This window comes from Aeromonas sp. 602658 (genome assembly GCF_049173005.1).
GTDB classification, from domain to species: Bacteria; Pseudomonadota; Gammaproteobacteria; order Enterobacterales; family Aeromonadaceae; genus Aeromonas; species Aeromonas veronii_A.
In genome coordinates this window covers 19,049-39,670 of sequence record NZ_JAAKRF010000029.1, presented here as the reverse complement: position 1 = coordinate 39,670, position 20,622 = coordinate 19,049, and the positions used below count along the sequence as shown (strand labels likewise).

13 protein-coding genes and 1 pseudogene are annotated in these 20,622 nt (G+C 46.3%); 8 read left to right on the top strand and 6 right to left on the bottom strand.

Annotated features, from left to right (window positions below):
• Nucleotides 1-245: 245 nt before the first annotated feature.
• From G5253_RS16390 to G5253_RS16380, 3 genes are all read right to left on the bottom strand, one after another.
• Nucleotides 246-1,553, bottom strand: a complete 1,308-nt coding sequence (locus G5253_RS16390) for a carbohydrate porin (protein ID WP_266135057.1) — start codon at nt 1,551-1,553, stop codon at nt 246-248.
• 174 nt (nt 1,554-1,727) lie between these two features.
• Entirely contained in the window at nt 1,728-3,071 is a 1,344-nt protein-coding gene (melB, locus tag G5253_RS16385; RefSeq protein ID WP_227342782.1) for a melibiose:sodium transporter MelB, read from the bottom strand.
• A 208-nt stretch (nt 3,072-3,279) separates the two neighbouring features.
• The gene (locus tag G5253_RS16380) at nt 3,280-5,406 is read right to left on the bottom strand and encodes an alpha-galactosidase (RefSeq protein ID WP_227342784.1); all 2,127 of its coding nucleotides are present in this window, start codon (nt 5,404-5,406) and stop codon (nt 3,280-3,282) included.
• Nucleotides 5,407-6,222: 816 nt separating this feature from the next.
• Here G5253_RS16380 and G5253_RS16375 point away from each other — a divergent pair.
• From G5253_RS16375 to G5253_RS16355, 5 genes are all read left to right on the top strand, one after another.
• Complete coding sequence (locus tag G5253_RS16375) at nt 6,223-9,288, top strand: inverse autotransporter beta domain-containing protein (RefSeq protein ID WP_323137691.1); 3,066 nt, start codon at nt 6,223-6,225, stop codon at nt 9,286-9,288.
• A gap of 68 nt (nt 9,289-9,356) precedes the next feature.
• Nucleotides 9,357-10,061 carry a ZirU family protein gene (locus G5253_RS16370; RefSeq protein ID WP_227342788.1) on the top strand — a complete coding sequence of 235 codons (705 nt, stop codon included), beginning with the start codon at nt 9,357-9,359 and terminating at the stop codon, nt 10,059-10,061.
• A 243-nt stretch (nt 10,062-10,304) separates the two neighbouring features.
• Nucleotides 10,305-11,981, top strand: a complete 1,677-nt coding sequence (locus G5253_RS16365; RefSeq protein WP_266135056.1) for an Ig-like domain-containing protein — start codon at nt 10,305-10,307, stop codon at nt 11,979-11,981.
• Nucleotides 11,982-12,461: 480 nt separating this feature from the next.
• Nucleotides 12,462-13,208 carry a hypothetical protein gene (locus tag G5253_RS16360; RefSeq protein WP_266135055.1) on the top strand — a complete coding sequence of 249 codons (747 nt, stop codon included), beginning with the start codon at nt 12,462-12,464 and terminating at the stop codon, nt 13,206-13,208.
• On the top strand, nt 13,205-15,370 hold the full coding sequence (locus tag G5253_RS16355) for a putative bifunctional diguanylate cyclase/phosphodiesterase (protein ID WP_266135054.1): 2,166 nt from the start codon (nt 13,205-13,207) through the stop codon (nt 15,368-15,370). Before G5253_RS16360 ends, G5253_RS16355 begins: the two co-directional genes overlap by 4 nt.
• A 75-nt stretch (nt 15,371-15,445) precedes the next feature.
• Here G5253_RS16355 and G5253_RS16350 read toward each other — a convergent pair whose 3' ends face one another.
• Nucleotides 15,446-15,757 carry a hypothetical protein gene (locus tag G5253_RS16350; protein WP_266135053.1) on the bottom strand — a complete coding sequence of 104 codons (312 nt, stop codon included), beginning with the start codon at nt 15,755-15,757 and terminating at the stop codon, nt 15,446-15,448.
• Nucleotides 15,758-15,842: 85 nt separating this feature from the next.
• Nucleotides 15,843-16,559, bottom strand: coding sequence for a winged helix-turn-helix domain-containing protein (locus G5253_RS16345; RefSeq protein WP_266135052.1), 717 nt, complete (start codon nt 16,557-16,559; stop codon nt 15,843-15,845).
• A 1,065-nt stretch (nt 16,560-17,624) separates the two neighbouring features.
• Between G5253_RS16345 and G5253_RS16340 the strand changes: the two genes are divergently transcribed.
• A complete protein-coding gene (locus G5253_RS16340) occupies nt 17,625-18,002 on the top strand; it encodes a winged helix-turn-helix domain-containing protein (protein WP_216953524.1) in 378 nt (125 codons plus the stop codon).
• 259 nt (nt 18,003-18,261) lie between these two features.
• On the opposite strand, the pseudogene G5253_RS16335 reads toward G5253_RS16340, so the two are convergent.
• A pseudogene (locus G5253_RS16335) lies at nt 18,262-18,533 on the bottom strand (hypothetical protein); the annotation flags it as partial.
• 220 nt (nt 18,534-18,753) lie between these two features.
• On the opposite strand from G5253_RS16335, the gene G5253_RS16330 reads away from it, so the two are divergent.
• Together G5253_RS16330 and G5253_RS16325 are read left to right on the top strand one after the other, a co-directional pair.
• A complete protein-coding gene (locus G5253_RS16330) occupies nt 18,754-20,031 on the top strand; it encodes an HD domain-containing phosphohydrolase (RefSeq protein ID WP_266135051.1) in 1,278 nt (425 codons plus the stop codon).
• Between the two features lie 121 nt (nt 20,032-20,152).
• Nucleotides 20,153-20,572, top strand: coding sequence for a CBS domain-containing protein (locus G5253_RS16325; protein ID WP_227342797.1), 420 nt, complete (start codon nt 20,153-20,155; stop codon nt 20,570-20,572).
• The last annotated feature ends 50 nt before the right edge of the window (nt 20,573-20,622 follow it).

Sequence of the window (20,622 nt, the reverse complement as noted above, 5' to 3'; positions counted from 1 at the left end):
CTTTATTAAAGATATTTATATAGAACTGTCACTATCGTGCAACCATGCCTATCAATAACATCAGTATGAGATATAGCCTAGAGGCACAGAGTTTTCGTAATGAATCATTGTAAACACGACTCAGGTATATGTCGTGTCACATACAGCCAACTAATAACAATGCCAGTCATATATAACTGACTGGCATTGTGCATAGATAACGCAATACTAGTATTTAGTATGGCGACATTTTTTAGTCAATATATTTACCACCATACTTCGATATTAAAGCCGAAAGTCGCTTCGTTTTGACTACCGGCTTTATCGCCAGTCAACTTAACAGGTTTGCCATACACATCGCCTTGACGACTCCACTCATTATCCAGTTCGGTGTAGGTGGCAAATAAACGCAGGGTTGGTCGAGCCCAGACAGAGCGGCCAGCTTGGAACATTTGTGCCAACGTTACCTTGGAGAAGTTGTTCACACCTGAACCATTTTGAGCCTTGACGCGCTCGTAACCAATTTCAAGAGCCGTTGCTGTAAAGTCATTCCAACTATATTGCGGACGCATACCAGCACTGAACCAGTCACTGCCGTACTCATTATCAAGCTCCAGGCTTTGATAAGCTATTGAATAAAGAGCACTCCACTTGTCATTAAAAAAGAGATCGCCATGGTTTATAACGCGGAAACTACTGCCATCATGGTCGACTCCAATCGCATATTTTACTGCTGAGGCTCCCTCGGCACTCATCAAACCGCCAGCCAATCCATCGATACCATACTGCATAGCGAGCGTATTACTACCTAGAGCCCACTTCTGCTGGTATAGCATGCTCAGCATTGCACCGCTATCCGTGATATCCTGATTTGGATAACCTTTGTTATCAAACTGTTCGAAATGATCATTCTGGGCGAATACATAGTTCAAACCGAGCGTTATATGAGCACCACTACTTATATTTATATCGGATAGTCGAACATCAAAATGGTGTAACGAACGGATCTCGTCATGGTAGGCCCCATTTTCACCAAGGGCATTATAACTGCTCTCCGGGGTGAAATAGGCGAGATGAAGCTTGGTGCCGCTAACGTCAATATTTTCAATACCAAAGCCCTTGTTAGAGACATCCCAATACTTGACATCGATCATGTGAACTTCATGGCGCTGATAGAATCGCTCCCCGGCCCAGACTACCGCGCCAGGCAAACTTGGCAATATATTATGAGCAGAAGACCAGACCTGTAATGTACCGACATCGCTCCACTTGTCGCCACTGCCAATATAATATGTGAAATCGAAGTAAGCCTCCTCTTGCCGCCACAAGTCAGCCTTGAAACCCAACTCCCACCAGTTCATCTCATTACCAAGACGATAGTTGCCATACCCCTCCTGGGCTCGTAGTACAGCATCCAGTTCTCCTTTACCCCCATTACGTTCATCGTTATTCGTGTTTATATTGCCCCACTTGGCATATCCAATAGTTGTGAAATTTTCAAATGCAGCCTGAGAAGACAAAGGCAGCATCGCTAATAAAAGCAGACTGAAGCAGTTTGATTTTTTTAGTTTCATGTATTTTCCTTACTTGTCAATATTAAATGGATTTTCTTTGCATCGTTAAGAGAATAAAAGGCACGACCTATTTCACCAGGTAACCTAGAGCTATTAATGTGAAAATGATGCGACTATCAGTGAGAACCTAAATGACGAACTCACTTATTTCTTGCAACTTGTTTTTCTCTATATTCAAACTCGACCCAGTGCGGCCAGTATCTCATCGTGAAATTTACCATTGAGCTTATAACTTGATTTATAAATCAGATAGCTCAGAAAAATTAGCAGACTCGGAATGCCTAACATCAAGACCTGCATTCCCAGCACAGTGCCTTCGCTTTGCAAAGTATTTGGGACATAGCCAACTATTGTTAGCCCAATACCAGTCAGGAAGCCGGCAAATGCACTGGCAGCTTTCACCAGCATGGTTTGCACCGAGAAGACGACACTTTCACTGCGCATGCCCATCTTGTATTCACCGTAATCAACCACATCTGCCAGCATAAGAGTTGACATCGCCAAGGCAAAGCCTGAGCCCAACTTCATTGCGGCTCCTGCCATTCCGATCAGTAGTGTATTCTCTGGCATAAAATGACCGGTAAGCAGCAAGATGACATAACTCATCAGTGGGAAAACACAAGCAAGGCGCCAAATCATGGGGCGAGATAGTTTGCTGACGATCAGTGGGAATAACACCAGTCCGATGATCTCGGCAGAGCCCGCAAATCCCATGAAGACGGCGAACATATCTTTATCGCCCATCGCATAAGTGAAGTAGTAGATAGCAAAACTACCGGCTAACTGCATTGCCAAGTTAAAGCACAACACAATACCTATCAAAGCCTTTAGTTGATCATTTTGGAAGATAATCGCTTTTACATCTTTAAAGTTGATCTTCTCAGACACCTTGGTCGCAATAGCGCTATCTTCTTTTACTTTCCATACGGTCAGCAAAGCACTCAAAATGAATATTAGCGCAATAATCATCGATACCTTGGCGAAGCCGGCACCACTATCGCCATCACCCAAAATATCGATAGCTTTCATGCCAAAGGCTCCCATAACAAACCAGGCAAAGCTTGCAAACAGGCGAGGGATCACCACAATCTGCTCTCGCTCTTTCTTATTGCTGGTTAGCGCGGGAATGAACGACCAGTAGGGAATATCCATGATTGTATATGTCATTCCCCAGAGGATATAACTGATAGCTGTATAAATGTATAGTGCGGTTCCTTCAAACTCATGGGTGAAGAAAACAGCTACCATCACGACTGAATTTATCAGGGTACCAATAACGATCCATGGTCTGAACTTACCATAGCGACTGCGAGTATTATCAACAATCATACCCATGATGGGGTCGTTGAACGTATCCCAAATTCTGGCGACTAAAAATAAAGTGCCTACGAATGCAGCTTCAAGGCCAACGACATCGGTATAGTAATACATTAAATAAATGTAAATTATCGAACATGCCAAATCTTTACCAAGGGCTCCTATACCATAGGAAAGTTTGGCGACATTGCTTATACTCATAAAGTTTCATCCTTATTGTGAGTGTCATGTGTGATTTTTCTTGATTAATACAATAACGTGAAATAATGAAGATTTAGTCTAAATATAATGAAAACCCAAAGGGTTATCTTGGCCGGTTTTTAATCATGTCGATGACATCGAGGACGGCCATAATTCAATGGCCGTTTCGCTCTGATTATTTGTGAATCGAGATAATTAAACTGTCAATTTATAACGCTGATATATCGATCAAGATGGCCGTAGTTGGATCAAGAATTGGCATTGCCAGACCTACTTGGCGCAGCCATTCGCCGCTTGATACGATACCAGCAAGGCTCCAGACGGGTTGCTTGTTAACCAGGCCATTATGAAAGTTATTCGGATGCGCGATGACGTTGACGCGATATTGTGTTTGCGCGATTAATCCCGGTATCCGTAAAGTGCCGCTGTGGGCATATGTAGGCATATCTAGCTGTGCAACCATCACTAATGCATGCTTGGCATCAGGAGTTATGACGGCATGGATTTTTTGAGCTTGTTGATCGTCGCTTTCAATACGGTAGGTGATTCCGCTATGAAGCAGGTTTCTATACTGCTTATGCAATGCGATGTATTTTGCAAAGCCAGCTTTCTCTTCGTCCGACTCTTTGACCGGATCGAGCTCTATTCCCATATGTCCAAACAAGGCTGTGATCCCGCGGAAGTCGATGTCGGATACTCTGCGAGTGGCATGGCAATGTCGAGCGCCAATATGAGAGCCCATCACTTCAGGCGGGAAAAAATAGCTAAACCCGCTCTGGATCTCCTGACGTTTGAGTGCGTCATTGTTATCAGATGGCCAGAAACGTTGCACTCGCTTTAGGATCTCATAATCGATACGGCCACCACCGGCAGCACATGATTCAATCTCGATATGTGGATGCCTTGTTTTAAGCTCGTCCATCAGTCGATAGACATTTTGTACCTGGCGTGTTTGGCAAGCTTGTCCGTGGTGAGCAGGCTGGACCGTTTCACGGTTCATGTCCCACTTGAGATAGGCAATATCATAGCGGCTCAGCAGGTCATCAAGACGTTCCAACAAGTAGGCAAAGGCATCAGGATTCTGCAGGTCGATCAGATATTGGTTGCGACCTGTTGGTTGCTCATAGCCATCGAGTTCCATCAGCCAGTCGGGGTGTTGGCGATATAGATCAGAATCTTTGCTGATCATTTCTGGTTCAACCCAGATGCCAAATTCCATGCCCATGGCTTTGACATGTTCGATAACCGGCTGCAAACCATCAGGATATTTCTGCTTATCCAGGTACCAGTCACCCAGTGCCGCCCTATCATTGCAGCGGCCCTTGAACCAGCCATCATCAATGATGAAGCGCTCCACCCCCATCTTGGCTGCCTCAGTGGCCATACACATGATGTAGTCTGGATCATGCTCAAAGTAGATACCTTCCCATGTGTTGAGATGTACCGGTCGGCATGTCTGATAGTTGCGTCGCTGCGGAAAGGTCAGGATGTGCTCACGCACAAACTGGTGAAATTGATGGCTCATGCCATTCAGGCCATCAGCACAATAGGTTGCATAGAGCCAGGGGGTCGTGATGCGTTCATCTTTTTGCAGGCAAATTTCCCCCGGGTAGTAGAGTGCTTCGGCCTGCAAGAAACGACGACCATCAGCCTTTACATCAACTCGCATTCGATGATTACCGCTCCAGGCCAGATGAGCTCCCCATACTTCTCCGTGCTGTTCATCAAATCCTTTGGTGCCGATGATGAGCGCCGGGTAGTGTTCGTGAGACGTACGACCACGGCGGTTCTCTTGCTGGAATCCACCGTGCATCAGGATATGTCGATGCTGTTGGAACTCATTAACCCAACGCCCGTAGAATGACAAACACTCAATGGCGCGCATGGGTAATGGCAATGTTGTCGCGAGCCTGTTTACCGTGAAGGGCTCCTCGCTTTCATTGTTCAGGGTATGGCGCACGGCGACAATGTCAGAAAGAGGATCTATGGTGAGTTCAGTCAAGAGACACAGGCGAGCGACAGGATCATGACTGACAAGGCGTAGGGAATGTTCGTCGTGCTCGACAGACTGAATAGTGAAGACCGGAGACCAATCCTGACCATTTCTATGCCCTTCCAATGCAGGGGAGCTAAAGACGCCCGAACCGGAGTCCGGAAACAAAGTTAACGGGACATCGCAATCCAGTCGGCCAAAAGGCACTGGCCGATCAAGGGATAGGCAGCGCTCCGGGGGCGTCAATGTTAACTTGTTGCCCCAATAGATAATTTCAGCTCCTTGCGTCAGGTTAACGAGCATTTCCGTGCGTCGACCACTTATCTTGCAGATCTTTTCCATTTCTCTACCTTTGGCCTCTGAAAGAGGGGAGTAATTAATGCTGACGGCAGACAGAACAATAAAATGCCGATTAATTAATGTGGTTGGCGCAACAGTAGTGTAAACGATTCCACTGGTGTGACTAAAAAAAATCAATAGCGCTACCTGACTCACAAAAATGGCTTTTTTTTAGCCTTAATTGAATTTTATGGAGGAGTGGTACTGTTTTTTTTAGCACTGATGTCGTAAATGAAGAAAGAAAATAACCAATTGGCATAACATTAATTTATTATTTTAATATGAAGAGGTGTCGACCTCTTTTCTATTTATGGCGATGCACTCTCTTTTCATAGGAGGCACGAAAATTATTCGTGCTTTGCTTATGAAGTTTCTGTTCCGCGAGTAAATCACAGCTGATGTACTGTTTAATCGGAAACGTTTGCCAGAGTGGAACAATGTTCGAGCGGTGGTGACACAGAAATATACCAAGGTGAAGTAGGATGCTGATAAAAATTAAGATTCTTTGTTGGTGGATGTTTTTTGAACTTTAAAATGTATTAGGGGAACAGGGGTGCTCATGGACTGACATCGCAGCAAACCTGAACTCAAGCTGTATTATAAATAGATTTAATTGTGATGCTTGTCACGTTTTCTGAATTCCAGTTAAATGAGCATGCCTGATGCAATAGAGCTCAATGAGGTCTGTTTTGTTTGTGTTTATGGCTGATATAAAGAGAAATGCTATATGTATCAAGCTGATACCAAGGTGGGTTATTTAAATTAATTACATTTATTATTTATTTATTGTGACTTTAAAATTTAATATATAGATCTCAAATGCAGCCCCTCATATATAGTCCTGCCGCTAAAGATATACTCAAGGGTCTATTTATGAGTTTCACACCAAGTAAAGTCCATCAAAGCGTCTGGACTTATCTCTTTTTAGGACAGCAGGCATTATTTCCTGTGGCTTATGCGGCTGGGCAACTCTCCATGCCCGCAGCCAAGCAACCTGAACTTATCCGCTATCAGATCGCAAAGGGAGATACGCTTGGTTCTGTCTCACGCCAGTTTGGCACAACACCTCACCAACTGTTGGCATTAAATGGCAACCTGGCGCTAAACGCCCCTCATTTGCCGGTAGGTGACACTATCAATTTACCGCGTGCGTCCGTTTTACCTGCGCTGTCAGGTGCCAATCCACTGCATTTGACGGCGCCTACGCCAACCCCTGTGGATGTCGAGCAGAAGGTTGCCGAGCAGGCTGCCCGCTTGGGGCAGCTGTTTTCACCTGCCGAGTCAGAGATGCCGGCAGATCAGGAAAACCACAGTGAATTGGTTAAGGGGTTTAAACGAAGTCTGCGGCATCTACCACCTTCCGCGCAGAGCGTTACACAGGATGCGACTGCACCGCATCATGGGTCAGAACAAGAGAAGCAGTATTGGCGTCAGCAACTGGTCACCCATTTTGAAGAGGAGGCCAATGCCTATGCAGCATCCTTGCTGGGGACGATGGGCACAGCCAGAACCCGGGTGACACTGGATGACGATTTCAATATGGTCACTGCCGAGGCGGATCTCTTGTTGCCGCTTGCGGAAGAGCAGCAGACCCTGCTGTTTACCCAGTTTGGTCTACGCCGAAATGGGCAGGCGCGCACCATTGCCAACCTGGGGGTGGGCCAGCGTCATTTCCTAGACCGCTGGATGCTGGGCTACAACCTGTTTGCTGATTATGACCTGACCAACCGGCACTGGCGTGCGGGAGTCGGGGCTGAGGCGTGGCGTGACTATCTCAAGTTGGGTGCCAACTTTTATACACCACTGAGCAGTTGGCGTGACTCCCCACGGTTTGAGGGTATGGAAGAGCGCGCAGCACGCGGTATGGATGTGCGTCTTGAGGCCTATCTGCCGGCCTATCCGCAATGGAGCGCATCGCTCACTGCCGAGCAGTATTTGGGGGAGCGGGTTGACTTGCTGGGCGCAGATCAGCTTGAGCGCGATCCGCATGCCATCACTGCCGGTCTGCACTATAACCCCTTCCCGTTACTCAAGATGGATGTCGAGCAAGTTGAAGCGAGCGGCAGGCAACATGACACCCGTTTTACGCTGGGGCTGGAGTGGAAGCTGGGGGCTACGCTCTCGGACATGCTGAATCCGTCCCGTGTCGACAAGTCGCTGGCAGGTATGCGCCACGATCTGGTTGAGCGTAACAATGACATGGTGCTCGAGTATCGCGACAAGGTACTCCTCAAGGCCTCTCTCAACGACCAGTATTCTGCGGGAGAGGGGCAAGCCCTGACCTTGACGCTCAACATTCAGCATTCCCGCCAGATAGCCTCCATCCAGTGGTTTGGCGAGATCCTGGGGCTCAGTGGACTTGGCCCTGCCGATACGGTTGGGCAGGACAAACGTTCCCTTACACTTCCGGTCTTGCCCATCTATCGCATTGGCCAATCCAATCAATATCCGATCGTTGCCATCGTCACCGACATTGATGGCCATGAAGCCATCGCGGAAGGGGTTGTTGTCGTCTCGGAAGACTCTGGGCTGCAACCCGCTATTCAGTTGGCAGAACACTTTGTTCAACTTCGCCCCGGTGCTCACTACCACGTTGACTGGGGGGTGGTTGACCCCCGTCAGAAGCCTGCCAAAGCGCGAAATGGGATCCCGATTGAGAGTATTGAGGGGGATGTAGAAGCGGACCGCGATGGTTACCAGTACCGCTATCGCCTGACATTTCAGGGGCCTGCACAGGTACTGACGGGGCGTGAGCTGGTTGCGCCTGGGCAACCCAACCCCGGCACTCGGTATCGCCTGGATGTAGAGGTCACCTTCCCGAGTGGGCATGTGGCGAATGACAGCATGGAGTTTGAGTTTATTGATGATGCAACTGTGCCGGGGGCCCCGACGTTGACAGTGACCGACAGCAATGGTGACGACAAGCCAGAGGCCACTGGTAAAGCGGAACCGGAATGTACGGTGACCATTACCTGGCCGGATGGCACGACCAGCACCACAACTGCAGATGAGGATGGCAACTACAGCCTGGAAGCCCCGACGGCGCAGGGTAGTGGCACCATCACCGCCACGGCTACAGACAAGCACGGCAACACGGGGCCGGCTACCAGCGTGAACTACACCGACTCAACGGCACCTGGCGCTCCGACCTTGGTTGCGACGGATCGCAATAGTGACAACAAGCCGGAGGTCAGTGGCAAGGCTGAACCGGGCAGCACGGTGACCATTACCTGGCCGGATGGCACGACCAGCACCACGACTGCAGATGAGGATGGCAACTACAGCCTGGAAGCCCCGACGGCGCAGGGGAGTGGCACCATCACCGCCACGGCTACAGACAAGCGCGGCAACACGGGGCCGGCTACCAGCGTGAACTACACCGACTCAACGGCACCTGGGGCTCCGACCTTGGTTGTGACGGATCGCAATAGCGACAACAAGCCGGAGGTCAGTGGCAAGGCTGAACCGGACAGCACGGTGACCATTACCTGGCCGGATGGCACGACCAGCACCACGACCGCGGACGTGGATGGCAACTACAGCCTGGAAGCCCCGACGGTGCAGGGGAGTGGCACCATTACTGCCACGGCTACCGACAAGAGCGGCAACACGGGGCCGGCTAGCAGTGTGAATTACCTCGCGAGCTTGATGGGAGTGACGATTACCGGGCTGGTTAACGGCTTTCCTGAGGTGGGGTCTGTACTGACGGCCGTGCCTGACTGCGGCTCGAGCGCGTGCCGCACAGGACTGACCTGGCAGTGGCAGATCGAGGAGGAGGTCGGTACTGGACGTTTTGTGGATATCGCTGGGGCGACCAGTGTGACCTATTTACCCGTGCGAGAGGATCAGAAGAAACGGGTGCGCGTCATTGTTGCGGCGCTGTGAGCATCTGGAGTGGCGTTTATCGACGCCATGTAAGTCATTTTTTGTAGCCAAAAGGAAGAGAGCAAGTGATGAGAAAGCAAAAAATCGCGGTATCGATCGCAATGGTAATGTGGGGCGTAGCCAGTGGCGCCAGCGCGCTGACATCGGCTCCAACCGATACTGTGAAGGGGCGACCCCCAACGTTGACTGGAGTGTCATTCAACTATGTCGATGTCAACAACAACGGTCGAGTGGATGTAGGTGACAGCCTCAAAATTGAAGAACAAGGTTTTGATGATCCGGATATGGATGCTCAAGCACCGAGTGAGTACAAGTGGTATCGCGATGGCATTGATATGGGGGTAACCGGTGATAGTTATTCCCTGACTTTGGCAGATCTTGGTACCCAAATCACAGCAGGAGTTATTCCGCAAACCGATGCAACCACGACAGACCCTTATCAGGGGAATGAAGTTGCGGCGGCGGGGGGTTCTCCTGATGGCGATGGTTCTGTTGATGTGGTTGATCCCAATGAGGTGGATGCCGTCGAGATCGTCATTGCGGCCACTGACGCTGCGCTTGCTGGCAATCCGATTGTCTCGACCGAACTCAGGGCCAAGGTCACTACCAGTGCCGGTGGGGTTGGGGTGGCGAGTGATTACAACTACACATGGCAAATTGAGGATGGTGCAGGTGGCAACTACATCAACATTCCTGGGGCTGTCAGTGAAACCTACACCCCAAGCAAGGATGATCAGAAGCGCAAGCTGCGGGTTGATGTCACCAAGAAGTAAAGCCATCACCAGCCCCGGCTGGATGGGCATGATATCCGGACCATCGCCCGCAGCAAGAGGTTGATGGTTATCGGATGGATAACGGGTTCTCCTGCCTTGCCAGGGAAGGTGAGGTGGGCACATCAATCAGTAATACAGGGCGCCCGCGGGCGCCCACCATTTTAATCAGCTTGGCCTGTAAAAATGGCGAGGCTGGCTAGTTACAGCAGGTGATGGTGCTGTCGTAAACCGGAGAGTGTTTGAATGAAGGTGATATCTCGTTATTTGTCATATCTGGCACTGTGGATGGTGCTGTGGCAAACGACAGGAGCAATGGCCGAAAGTGCCAACACCCTGTCGGTGCAGGGGCGTGCGCCAGTGGCATCTGGCGTGACACTGACTGGCCCGGCGGCGCCCTTGGTGGGGGATACCCTGCTGGGAACATATACCTTTAATGACCTAGATACCGACGAGGAACAGGGCAGTGTATTGCGCTGGCTGAATAATAGTGACATCGAACTCGCCAGAGGTGATCGCTATCTGTTGACCGATGCCGAGCGTGGCAAACAGCTTCGCTTTGCGGTCATCCCGGCCACCAATCCGGCGGTGACCGATCCGTCCGAGGGGGTCGAGACAAGCAGTTCGCTCTCTGCGGTGGTGCAGGGGCGGCCAGACCCCGCCAAATCCACCTTCAGTGTCGACAAGTCCACCATAGTGGCGGATGGGGTTGATAACGCAGTTTTGACGCTGACCCTCAAAGACGACAATCAAACACCGGTAATCGGCATCAGTGATCGGGTGGAGCTAGGTTATAGCGGTGTGGATACAGATGTTATCTCCCTGATGGAAAACGACCGGGGCAATGGCATCTATGAGTACATCCTGACGGGGACCAAGTCTGGCGTTGTCACCCTGACGCCACAGCTGGATGGCGCTCCCTTGACCACTCTTCCTCCATCACTGCAGGTGACTCTGGCCGCCAACCCTGCCACCGCGAGAGTGGCCCAGCTGGTGACCACCACTGACAATCAGCCTGCGGATAACGTCAGCGCTGACCTGCTGACTGCGACTGTGCATGATATCGAGGGGAACCCCATGCAGGGCGCTAGCGTGGTATGGTCGCATGGCAGCACCACGGCAACCTTGGGCGCAGCGACAAGTGTGACCGACAGTAATGGTCTGGCAACAGTGACCCTCATCAACACCCGGGCTGAGACGGTCGCCGTGACGGCAAGGGCTGAAGCCAATTCTGGTGACACGGGCATGACCAGTGATGCCAACTTCGCACTCTTTCCGGTGCTAGATACATTAGCCGTGGGGACCAATAATCAGCCCGCCAATAATAAGGCCTTGAACACAATAGTGGCCAAATTCAAAGACCTTGCTGGGTCGGTTCTGGCAAATGTGCCGATCACTGTGCAGTTCAGTGCTGACAAGGGCACCGCCACGTTCGATAACGAGTCGCCATGGACGACCACTACCAATGACGTTGGTGAGGTGATCGTGTCACTGCGCAACAGCGTGGTTGAGGATGTGGAGGTGACGCTATATGCGAAAAATAGCGATACCGTGCAAAAAGCGGCAACGGTCAGCTTTACAGAATTGATGATAACGAGATTCCTCAAGCCGGATCCGGCCACCATGAATTGGCTGGATGCCGACAACTACTGCAATAGCATCGGACGCCGTCTACCGACGGTAGCTGAATTGCAGGCATTGTTTGTCGAGATATCTCCTTCTTCTGGTGAGAATTATGCCTTGTGTCATGTTCATGGATGGCCACTGGCTAACAAGTGTGGTGGCTCTTTCGATGACTATTGGACGAGTGAGACGTACGACCCTCTTGCTGTTAGTGCACATGCCGCCGTCTATATGCACACAGGTCTCGTTGGTGGATTCGGTGACACACAGCCTAGCCAGGTAGCGTGCATACGTCGTTGAGGAGGCCTTGTTTCCCGGAACGATACCGATTGAATGGAACTAACTGGGGATAGTGGTGATGTGATCACCATTATCCCCTCAATTTTGCACTGTCGGTTATTCACGCCATCACTACTGAACAACAAGAGTAATATCCATATACTACAGCTCGTTGAGCTTGGAATGGTTATAAAACCACCCCCGTGCAGAAGTGCAAATATGAAAGCTATCAGAGGCTGGTTGCCGAGTTGTAATATATGTGGCTCTAAAAATAGAGCCTGACGAATTAAACTTCACGTTGTAAAAAGATCATTTTTGGAGATTTGGTCATTTGTAATGTTTATCCATAAAATCAAATTAAATCAATATGTTATGTTACCATCACCTGTCTTGATGAGTGGTTTTTTATTATTTTATTAATCATCATCTTTTTGATGGTTCAACTTAAAATCTCAATCTGCCAAATTTGAAACATCATAGACCGGTCAGATTGGGGATGAAATGGAACAGGATAACAGTTGGAACATCGGTGAGGATGATATTGAGTGGTGGAATAGCTATACTCGATTATTTGTACAAGATATTTATAGCAAAGACCCTAAAAAAAGAATGGCTGGTTTCTATTTTAGACCACTCAGTATGGAGGCAGCTTCATTCTATCATTCCTGTGATCACGATTTGCTTTTGATGATCACCTGTGTACAAATGTCACTTCTTGAAGAGTGTTGCAAGGCATATCATCAAGCTGGACGTCGGCCATGTCAGTTATTTTTTAAGGCTGAACCACGAGTATTACCAAAAATATCTAGCCAGCTAATAGCATTAATGGATAGTCTGCGCTCTCAAAAGATAGAGTTGATTCTTGACTTGAATTTACCATATCATAAAAATGATAAGGAGTGGCAAAAGTCACTATTTAAAATAGTCGATAGTGGCCATATGGTTTGTCTGGGTGGGTATAACTGGAAAGATAACGAACCCAGAGATTTTCAGGTGGTTAAAGAACTATTTAAATATGTCAGGTTAGGACCACCTCCATCTAATTTGGCGGAAGTTAATCACTTTATTGATACCTGCTTCTATGTTAAAGAAAAACTGGCAATGCAACTCATATTAGATAGAGTGCAAAGTCAGACAGATCTGGATATAGCTTGTCGGACACCATTTTTTGCATTGATGGGCGATTATATTTCAACTGCTCATTTAGCAAAAAATCTGGATGATGTCTCCTATAAGGTCATGTTATGAGTGCCATCAAGAATACTACACTTGTTATTGCATTGTGTACATTAACACTCTGTAATATGATTTATCAAGATGTATTCCATACATTGAAAAATGATGGGCATCATCATTCTGAATATAGCATTATCTGGGCACCTAATGCTTATCTGGTTTTTTTTCTATGGGCATTTGGTCGCTGCATAGATAAGACAATCTCACTAATATCAATTTTCATGACAGTAATAGGGTTCAACTTACTCTATTTTAGTAGCCAAAATTATCCTATGGGAATGGGGTCTTATTGGTCATCATTGATAATGTATGCCGTCAATAACACTGTATTTATCATTGGCTTTCTATTTGTGTTGAATTTTTGGCAATCATCAATATCTCTGTTTTCAAAAGACAATGAAGTGCTATCATTTTTATGGCTCCATTTTGGTGGAGCCTTATGTACTCTTATTGCAAGTGTATCTGTCCTGGTTTTCCCTAGTTCCTCAGAAAAATTGGTATATCAGCTGTTTTCCGCAAACCTAATGGCGTTTACCTTTTTTACATCATATCTTTTTTTGTCAGAGCAATTCATTCCTGACAACAAAAACCTGAAGATGATGAACTTTTGTTTATTGGTGTCACTGTCATCAATTGTTTTTTTTATAGTAAATGAGTTTTTTCATACCTTATCAAAGGAAACGTTCGCATTAATCTTGATGGCATCATTTATTTGTCTTTTTATTAAATCCAGACCCTATGTGAGAATTGTTATTGCGGCGTTGGTCTCAGCTTTTTGCGCTGCTGTAAATGTAGCTTTGGATTTATCTCTTTATGACTTCATTTTATTTTACAGTATATGCATTAGTACCAGCATTATCTTGATAATGCGGAAGAAAGAAACACACATTATACATGCGCTGCAGAAAACGGTAGATGAGCTTAGAAAAAGTAAGCTAATAGACCCTTTGACTGGCTTGCTTAACAGAGAGGGATTCAGGAGCGTATTAAGTGAAAAATGTAACACCAATGAAGAGTTTCTGGTCGCATATGCAGACCTTGATAAATTTAAAGAAATTAATGATTTTATGGGACACGCTGCCGGTGACCTTGTATTAAAGATATCTTCAGCAAGAATGTCATCAATCTTAGGTATGAATAGCCCTGTCGCACGCCTTGGTGGTGATGAGTTTGCTTTTGTTATTCCTGGTGAGAAAAGTGTAGCCCTGCCGCGTTGTCAGGAACTAATCGAAAAAATAACGCAGCCCATCGCACTAGGCGAGCGCACATTTTCAATTGGTATTTCTATTGGAGTTAGCGCTTATCCCCATCAAGCAGTTGCAGTAGAAGAGTTGCTTGATAAAGCGGATATGGCCATGTATGCAGCCAAATGCTCCCATGATCGTGCGCCAGTGTATTTTGAAGAAAAGATGGACTACCGAAAAAATCATGAGACATTTTATTTGCAAAGAAGATTTAATATAGAGTTAATGTTGGGGGAATGCTATGCGGTATTCCAGCCGCTACACGATATTGAGCAGGGGAGAATAAAGTCATTTGAAGCATTACTGCGACATCCTAATTTTAGCACGGTTGATATAATTCAGTGGGCTGAAGATTATGGCCATATGAATGCACTGTTTGAACTTATGGTACAATGCGCAGCAAATTTTATTCTAAAGTCAGGTTATCCCGTTACAGTCAACATATCTCCCTCTCAGATCATCTTCAATTGTGGGATAATTAGAAACTTAATGGAAAAGGTGCTCATAGAATGTAAATTGCCACGAGGTTCATTAAATTTAGAAGTTACTGAGTCGGTACCAATCGTTGAGCAGTCAGTGTTCATTAATGCGGTTGGCCAAATAAAAGAACTCGGAGTAGAAGTTTACCTTGATGACTTTGGTACTGGCTATGCCTTTTTTTCTACACTAAGTATGGGGGCTTTTGATGCAATCAAGATTGATAAGAATCTAGTGTCTGGCATTAATAACTCACTATCCATGCAGCGCCTTTTGAACTCCATATTAACTTATGCGAACGAAGCGGGTATGTACGTTATCGCTGAGGGTGTTGAAGAAGAAGACGAGCTTTGGGTGTTGAAAAACTTGGGGGTAAAATATGTGCAAGGGTACTATTTCTCAAAACCAATGAAAGAAGAGGCCATGTTAAGCTACATAAAAAATTGGCTCTAAGCCGATAAAGAAGGCGTCAATCGATATAAAATTAAAAACTATGCTACTTAATATTATTGGCTAGCAAGAATAGCATTACCAAAATCCCAACTTGCCAGCCATATTTACCTTGTAAACACGATACGATGGGTTTCTTAGAAGAACCCAATCGTATTGCCCCGCATGAATTTGCTTCGCCGAGTATATATGAGCATCGGTAAACCTTACATTTAGACCATCATCAAAATCGAATATAGGTTCGGATAGTTCTTTTGAATAAACTACAAAAAAAAACAAATCGTCTTTCTTTTTTGCCAAGATTCCTTTAAAAAGTTTTTTCTCTCCACTAATCTTGTTCCATGCGATTGTTTCTACAATGCCGAATCGACATGTGCTTATATATTTCATCTTTACATCATTTGCCTCTGAGTTATAATTGCACCCCATACCATTGATAACCGGAATAATAATATAAGTATGGAGGGCTATGAAACTAGTCAACGCTATGAACTTTAATGTCTTGATCATTGTTGTCATATCCATAAAGATAAAGACCAGATTTCTTTTGTATATTGTCAGATATTGACTTTTGCTTGCTTTTATTTAGCTCAAAAACGCCACATATCTTTGTTTTTTCACTTAACTGATAGCAGTAAAGCTCACCTGAAGAAAAGAAATACATGATACCTAATGACAGGATCGCTACGCAATACAGCGAGAATAGTGTTTTGAAAAATATTTTTTTAAAATAACTGGCATGATTTTCTTGCGCTATGATCTTTGCGTTAATTTTGGCCATATCAATAATGGCCTCATCTACTTCATCTGAACTTGATTCGGTTGCTTTATTCTCTGTATTTATCTCATTTTTATTTTTTGACGAGTCACAAGGAAGTTGCAGAGCAATCATGCTAGATTGGATCTTGTCTGCTGCGCCATGAAGTATATAACCTCTCCGGTGAACGGTTTCTATCGTAAAAGCCCCATCAGTTTCTTGTAGTACTTTTCTGATGTTTTTTATAGCAACTGCCAATGAATTGGGAGAGACAAACTTGTTAGGCCACCCTTCTTCAATCAGTTCCTCTTTACTGGAAAACTGATTTAATTTTTTTAGTAAAGCGGAAAAAATCAGTATCTCGCTTTTGCTTAATCGAGCAATCACTTCTGAGTTCCATGTGACGTCACCTGAGACGGGGTTGTAGTCCAGCATGCAAAACCACCAATGATTAAATTTTACGTTATAAACAAGGCTCTCATCCAGTGAAAGATAATCCTTAGACCTCTATCTACGGTAGCCGTACTTTTAGTGATTCTATAAGTAACATTACTATAGTTGCAATACTCTTATTCAAGCACCCTGTATATTATTTGTTCTCAATAGTGAGGCATCGCTCATCACAGCTTCAGCATTAATTAGTTTATCTAATCCATTAATTATAGAAAATTTTAAGTGAGGTGTCTCACTATAAACCTTGACACAAATCTTAACCGTTTATTAGTTGCGTAGTTTTAAAACAGATGGAGATGTTTATAAAGCAAAATAAGCAGGATGTAAGAAGTTGCTTTGATTGTCATCTGAATATTTATTGTTGTGGAATATTTCTTGGTTTTATATTCACTTGTTAGTGGTTGTTGATAATGCTGTTAAATATATGCCAGCTTGACAATAAATATCAAGTTATGTCTAGTTTAAATCTGGCTTGATACGTTATGGTAAATAAAGCTATCAAGTGACTGGTAGACATATCTAATGTCGGTTCCTGAGATAATCAGAGGCGGTAACGTAAAAATACAGTTATTAAAGTTGGTGACAACTCTCTGCGATGATCTGGCAAATAGCTACATAGCTATCGGATAATAGATTGATCTAAATTAACCCCCTATTAAATCATATCTTTTCATGTAAATTTGCGTCGAACCAGCATTATATTTAACCAGCATTGTATTCTTTATGTCATGTGAGGATACTCATGAACTCTTTTTATATAGCAGTGATATAAGATTAATTAAGTCGTTATTGCATGGTTTTGAGAATTGAATAATACAGGAGGTGGCCTTTGAAAAGGTTGCCTATTACTGAGCATTCGGAGTGATGAATGAACAATGAAATTACTATGACAGATGAGAGAGGGATGGTGCAACCGACTGAAAAGAAAGGCTTTTTTATTTTTATAAATTTATTATTTTAGCATCACTACATTTTGATTAAAACATAGGATTATTGCTGCTTAGTTATCAGGCATATGTGAATCTGTATTAGTCGAGGTGAAATGATATGTATATAAAAATGGTAAATAGAGATAAGGGAGTTACCTTTGATCTTCAAAATGGCATTGTCGAATACAAAGCATTGGGGGGATTGTTGGTACAGTCTAGACTGGGTAAAAAAGACAGGGATGTATTGATTTATTTGATAAATAACGTAGGGCGATTGATCTCAAAAGATGAAATTTTACATAGTGTATGGACTAATCGTATTGTCTGCGATAATACCGTTTCGGTTTCATTGTCAAATATTAGAAAGTTCTTGAGGAAAGCAGATGAAGATTGCTCATGCCTGACAAATGTCTCTGGGTCTGGTTATATATTCAATCCAGCCAAATCGGGATTTAGATTAGAAAAACAACTGAAAGTAAATGAGTTTGCTGTTTGATTATTGATATTTATTGTCAGTGCTGGTTATTAATTATATTGGTGAGGCCATTGCTGTAAGGGTTACTGTTAGTATGAAATAGTCGTGGCAAGCTACAGTAGCCCAACGCCATTTCACGAAAAATACTGAAGCATGATAAAGTTCAGGTATGAATACGCTGTCATGCCTTATTTTAACTATCTTGCCAATCAGGAATTATATTTTTCGGTTTGTGGAACGTGGAATATTATTGTTTTTATCTATGGATAACTGCAGAAAATTAATGCCTGGTTGTACAGCTCAAAGATGTGATATCAACATGCACGATCTCTATTTGTTCTCGCTGGTCACCAAGACAGAAAACCAGATTGATGAAGACAGCATAACCTCTCGCCTGCTTTTCATATCTGAAACCTCTTCAGCCATCCGAAGCACCGCGTGACTGCATTTAGCTGCAATAACGAGCTTTGTTTAACACCAGTGTGCGGAACCTTATGGTGTCGCGACTGCTCGCACATGCTGTGCGATGACCGCTTTTATCCTTCTACGCCGGTTGGGTGTATCCCGGCAATCCCATCGAGCAGCAGGTCTTGTTCGCGTGAAAGAGGCCCGGTTGAGCGGTAGTAGGGATACAAGGGCTCTATAAGCCTCTTTGCACTGCTTTTTGCAAAACCGTGATGAGGTAAACCATGGGATTAATGACTAGATTTATCAGTAGCAAGGAGTAAAACGACACCCTTGCATAATCACAAAAAAGCATGGGACAGGGATCATGAACAGAGCGCAGGAAGCCGGTTCGTGCTCGCTTCAGGTGGATCTCAGACAGGTCGTTTATGCCTTGTCTGCGTCACTGGATCTGGTAGGAATTGGCGATGTGGCCCATGGTAAACGGGTCGGGATCATGGCGGCCGAGTGTGGTCGGGTATTGGGGCTGGATACAGCTGAATGTTGTTTGTTGTTTGAGCTCGGCGTGCTGCACGATATTGGTGTCTCCTCGACCATCACCCATCACCATCTGGTTAGTGAGTTCGATTGGGAGTCCTCCCAGCGTCACTGCGAGGTAGGATATCAGCTGCTCAAGGATTTCCGCTTGCTGGCCCCGTTGGCACTGCCTATCCGTTATCATCATACCCACTGGCATCTCTTGCGCGAGATGGCCGATGTGGACCCCCGGGTTGCTCGTCAGGCCAACCTTATCTTTCTGGTGGATCGTTGCGATGCGCTGGCTGCCCCATTCTATGGTGATGGCTCATTGTTAATGCATACACACGAGATCCGTGCACGCCTGCAGGATTGCCGTGACGAGTTTTTTGCCACCGATCTGTTGGATGGTTTTCTCCAAGCCTCCCGCTCGGAGGCGTTCTGGTTGCAACTGGAGGTGCGAGCCATCAATGATTACATGCACGAGATGCTGAGGCAGCGGGAGTCCTGCATCACCGATAATGGTGAGCTAAAAGCGTTGGCCAGGATCTTCTCGGGTATCGTTGATGCCAAAAGTCCATTCACTATGACACACTCCCTCGGAGTTAGCCGTCTTTCGCGTGCCCTGGCTGAGCGGCTGGGGGTTAGTAGTGTCCATTGTGACATGCTCGAAATTGCAGGGCTGTTGCATGATCTCGGCAAGTTGAGGGTTCCTGATGAAATATTGGACAAACCTGCCGGCTTGACGCCGGAGGAGCGGGCAATCATCAATACCCACAGTTTCGAAACCTACCAGATCCTGCGTCATATCGAAGGGTTTGAGGAGATTGCCTGCTGGGCTGCCTATCACCATGAGGAGCCTGACGGGGAGGGCTATCCGTTCCATCTGCCGGCATCGGCGATGGCGCTCGAAGCGCGCATCCTGCGGGTAGCCGATATTTTCCAGGCCATGGTGCAGGACAGACCTTATCGACGTGGGCTGCCTGCTCGTGATGCTCTGGCCTTTATGCAACAACTGGCGGCTCAGGGTCGGGTAGATCCTGTCGTGGTGGCGACGTTAGCGGATCATCTGCCACAGATGATGGCTGCGGCCATGCCGGCCAATGAAAACAGATATGCAATCGGTTGATGGGGGAGGAGAGGCTGACCCATCCAGCAGTGAGCCAGCTATGCTTGGAGCAAGCCGTGCGTGGTGCCGGTACTGACGCGCAAGACGCCAGCCTGATTGGACTATGGATAGGGGAATTGATATGGAATCGCTAAAAGCCAGGGATTATATGCAGAGCAGACCTATAACCTTCACTGCAGACATGATGGTGCAGGCTGCGGTCGAGAAATTTTTGAACAGTCATCAGTTGGGAGGGCCAGTGGTGGATGGGCAGGGACACTTGATCGGCTGGATCTCCGAGCAGGATTGCATTGCAGTGATGCTCAAGGAAGCTTATCACTGTGAGCAGGTCGCTCAGGTCAAGGATGTGATGCGCAAGGAGGTACTGACTGTTGAGCCAGATACCAGCATCCTCACCCTGGCGGAGATGATGATGGGACAGAAACCCAAGATCTATCCGGTGGTGGAGGAGGGCAGGCTGCTCGGGGTAATCAATCGCCATAATGTGATGCAGGCTATCCATGCCCAGCTCACCACCTGTTTTGTACACAATCACGGCTAAGGGCTGACCGGATGCAACATGCAACAGAAGCAGGCCAATGGCCTGCTTCA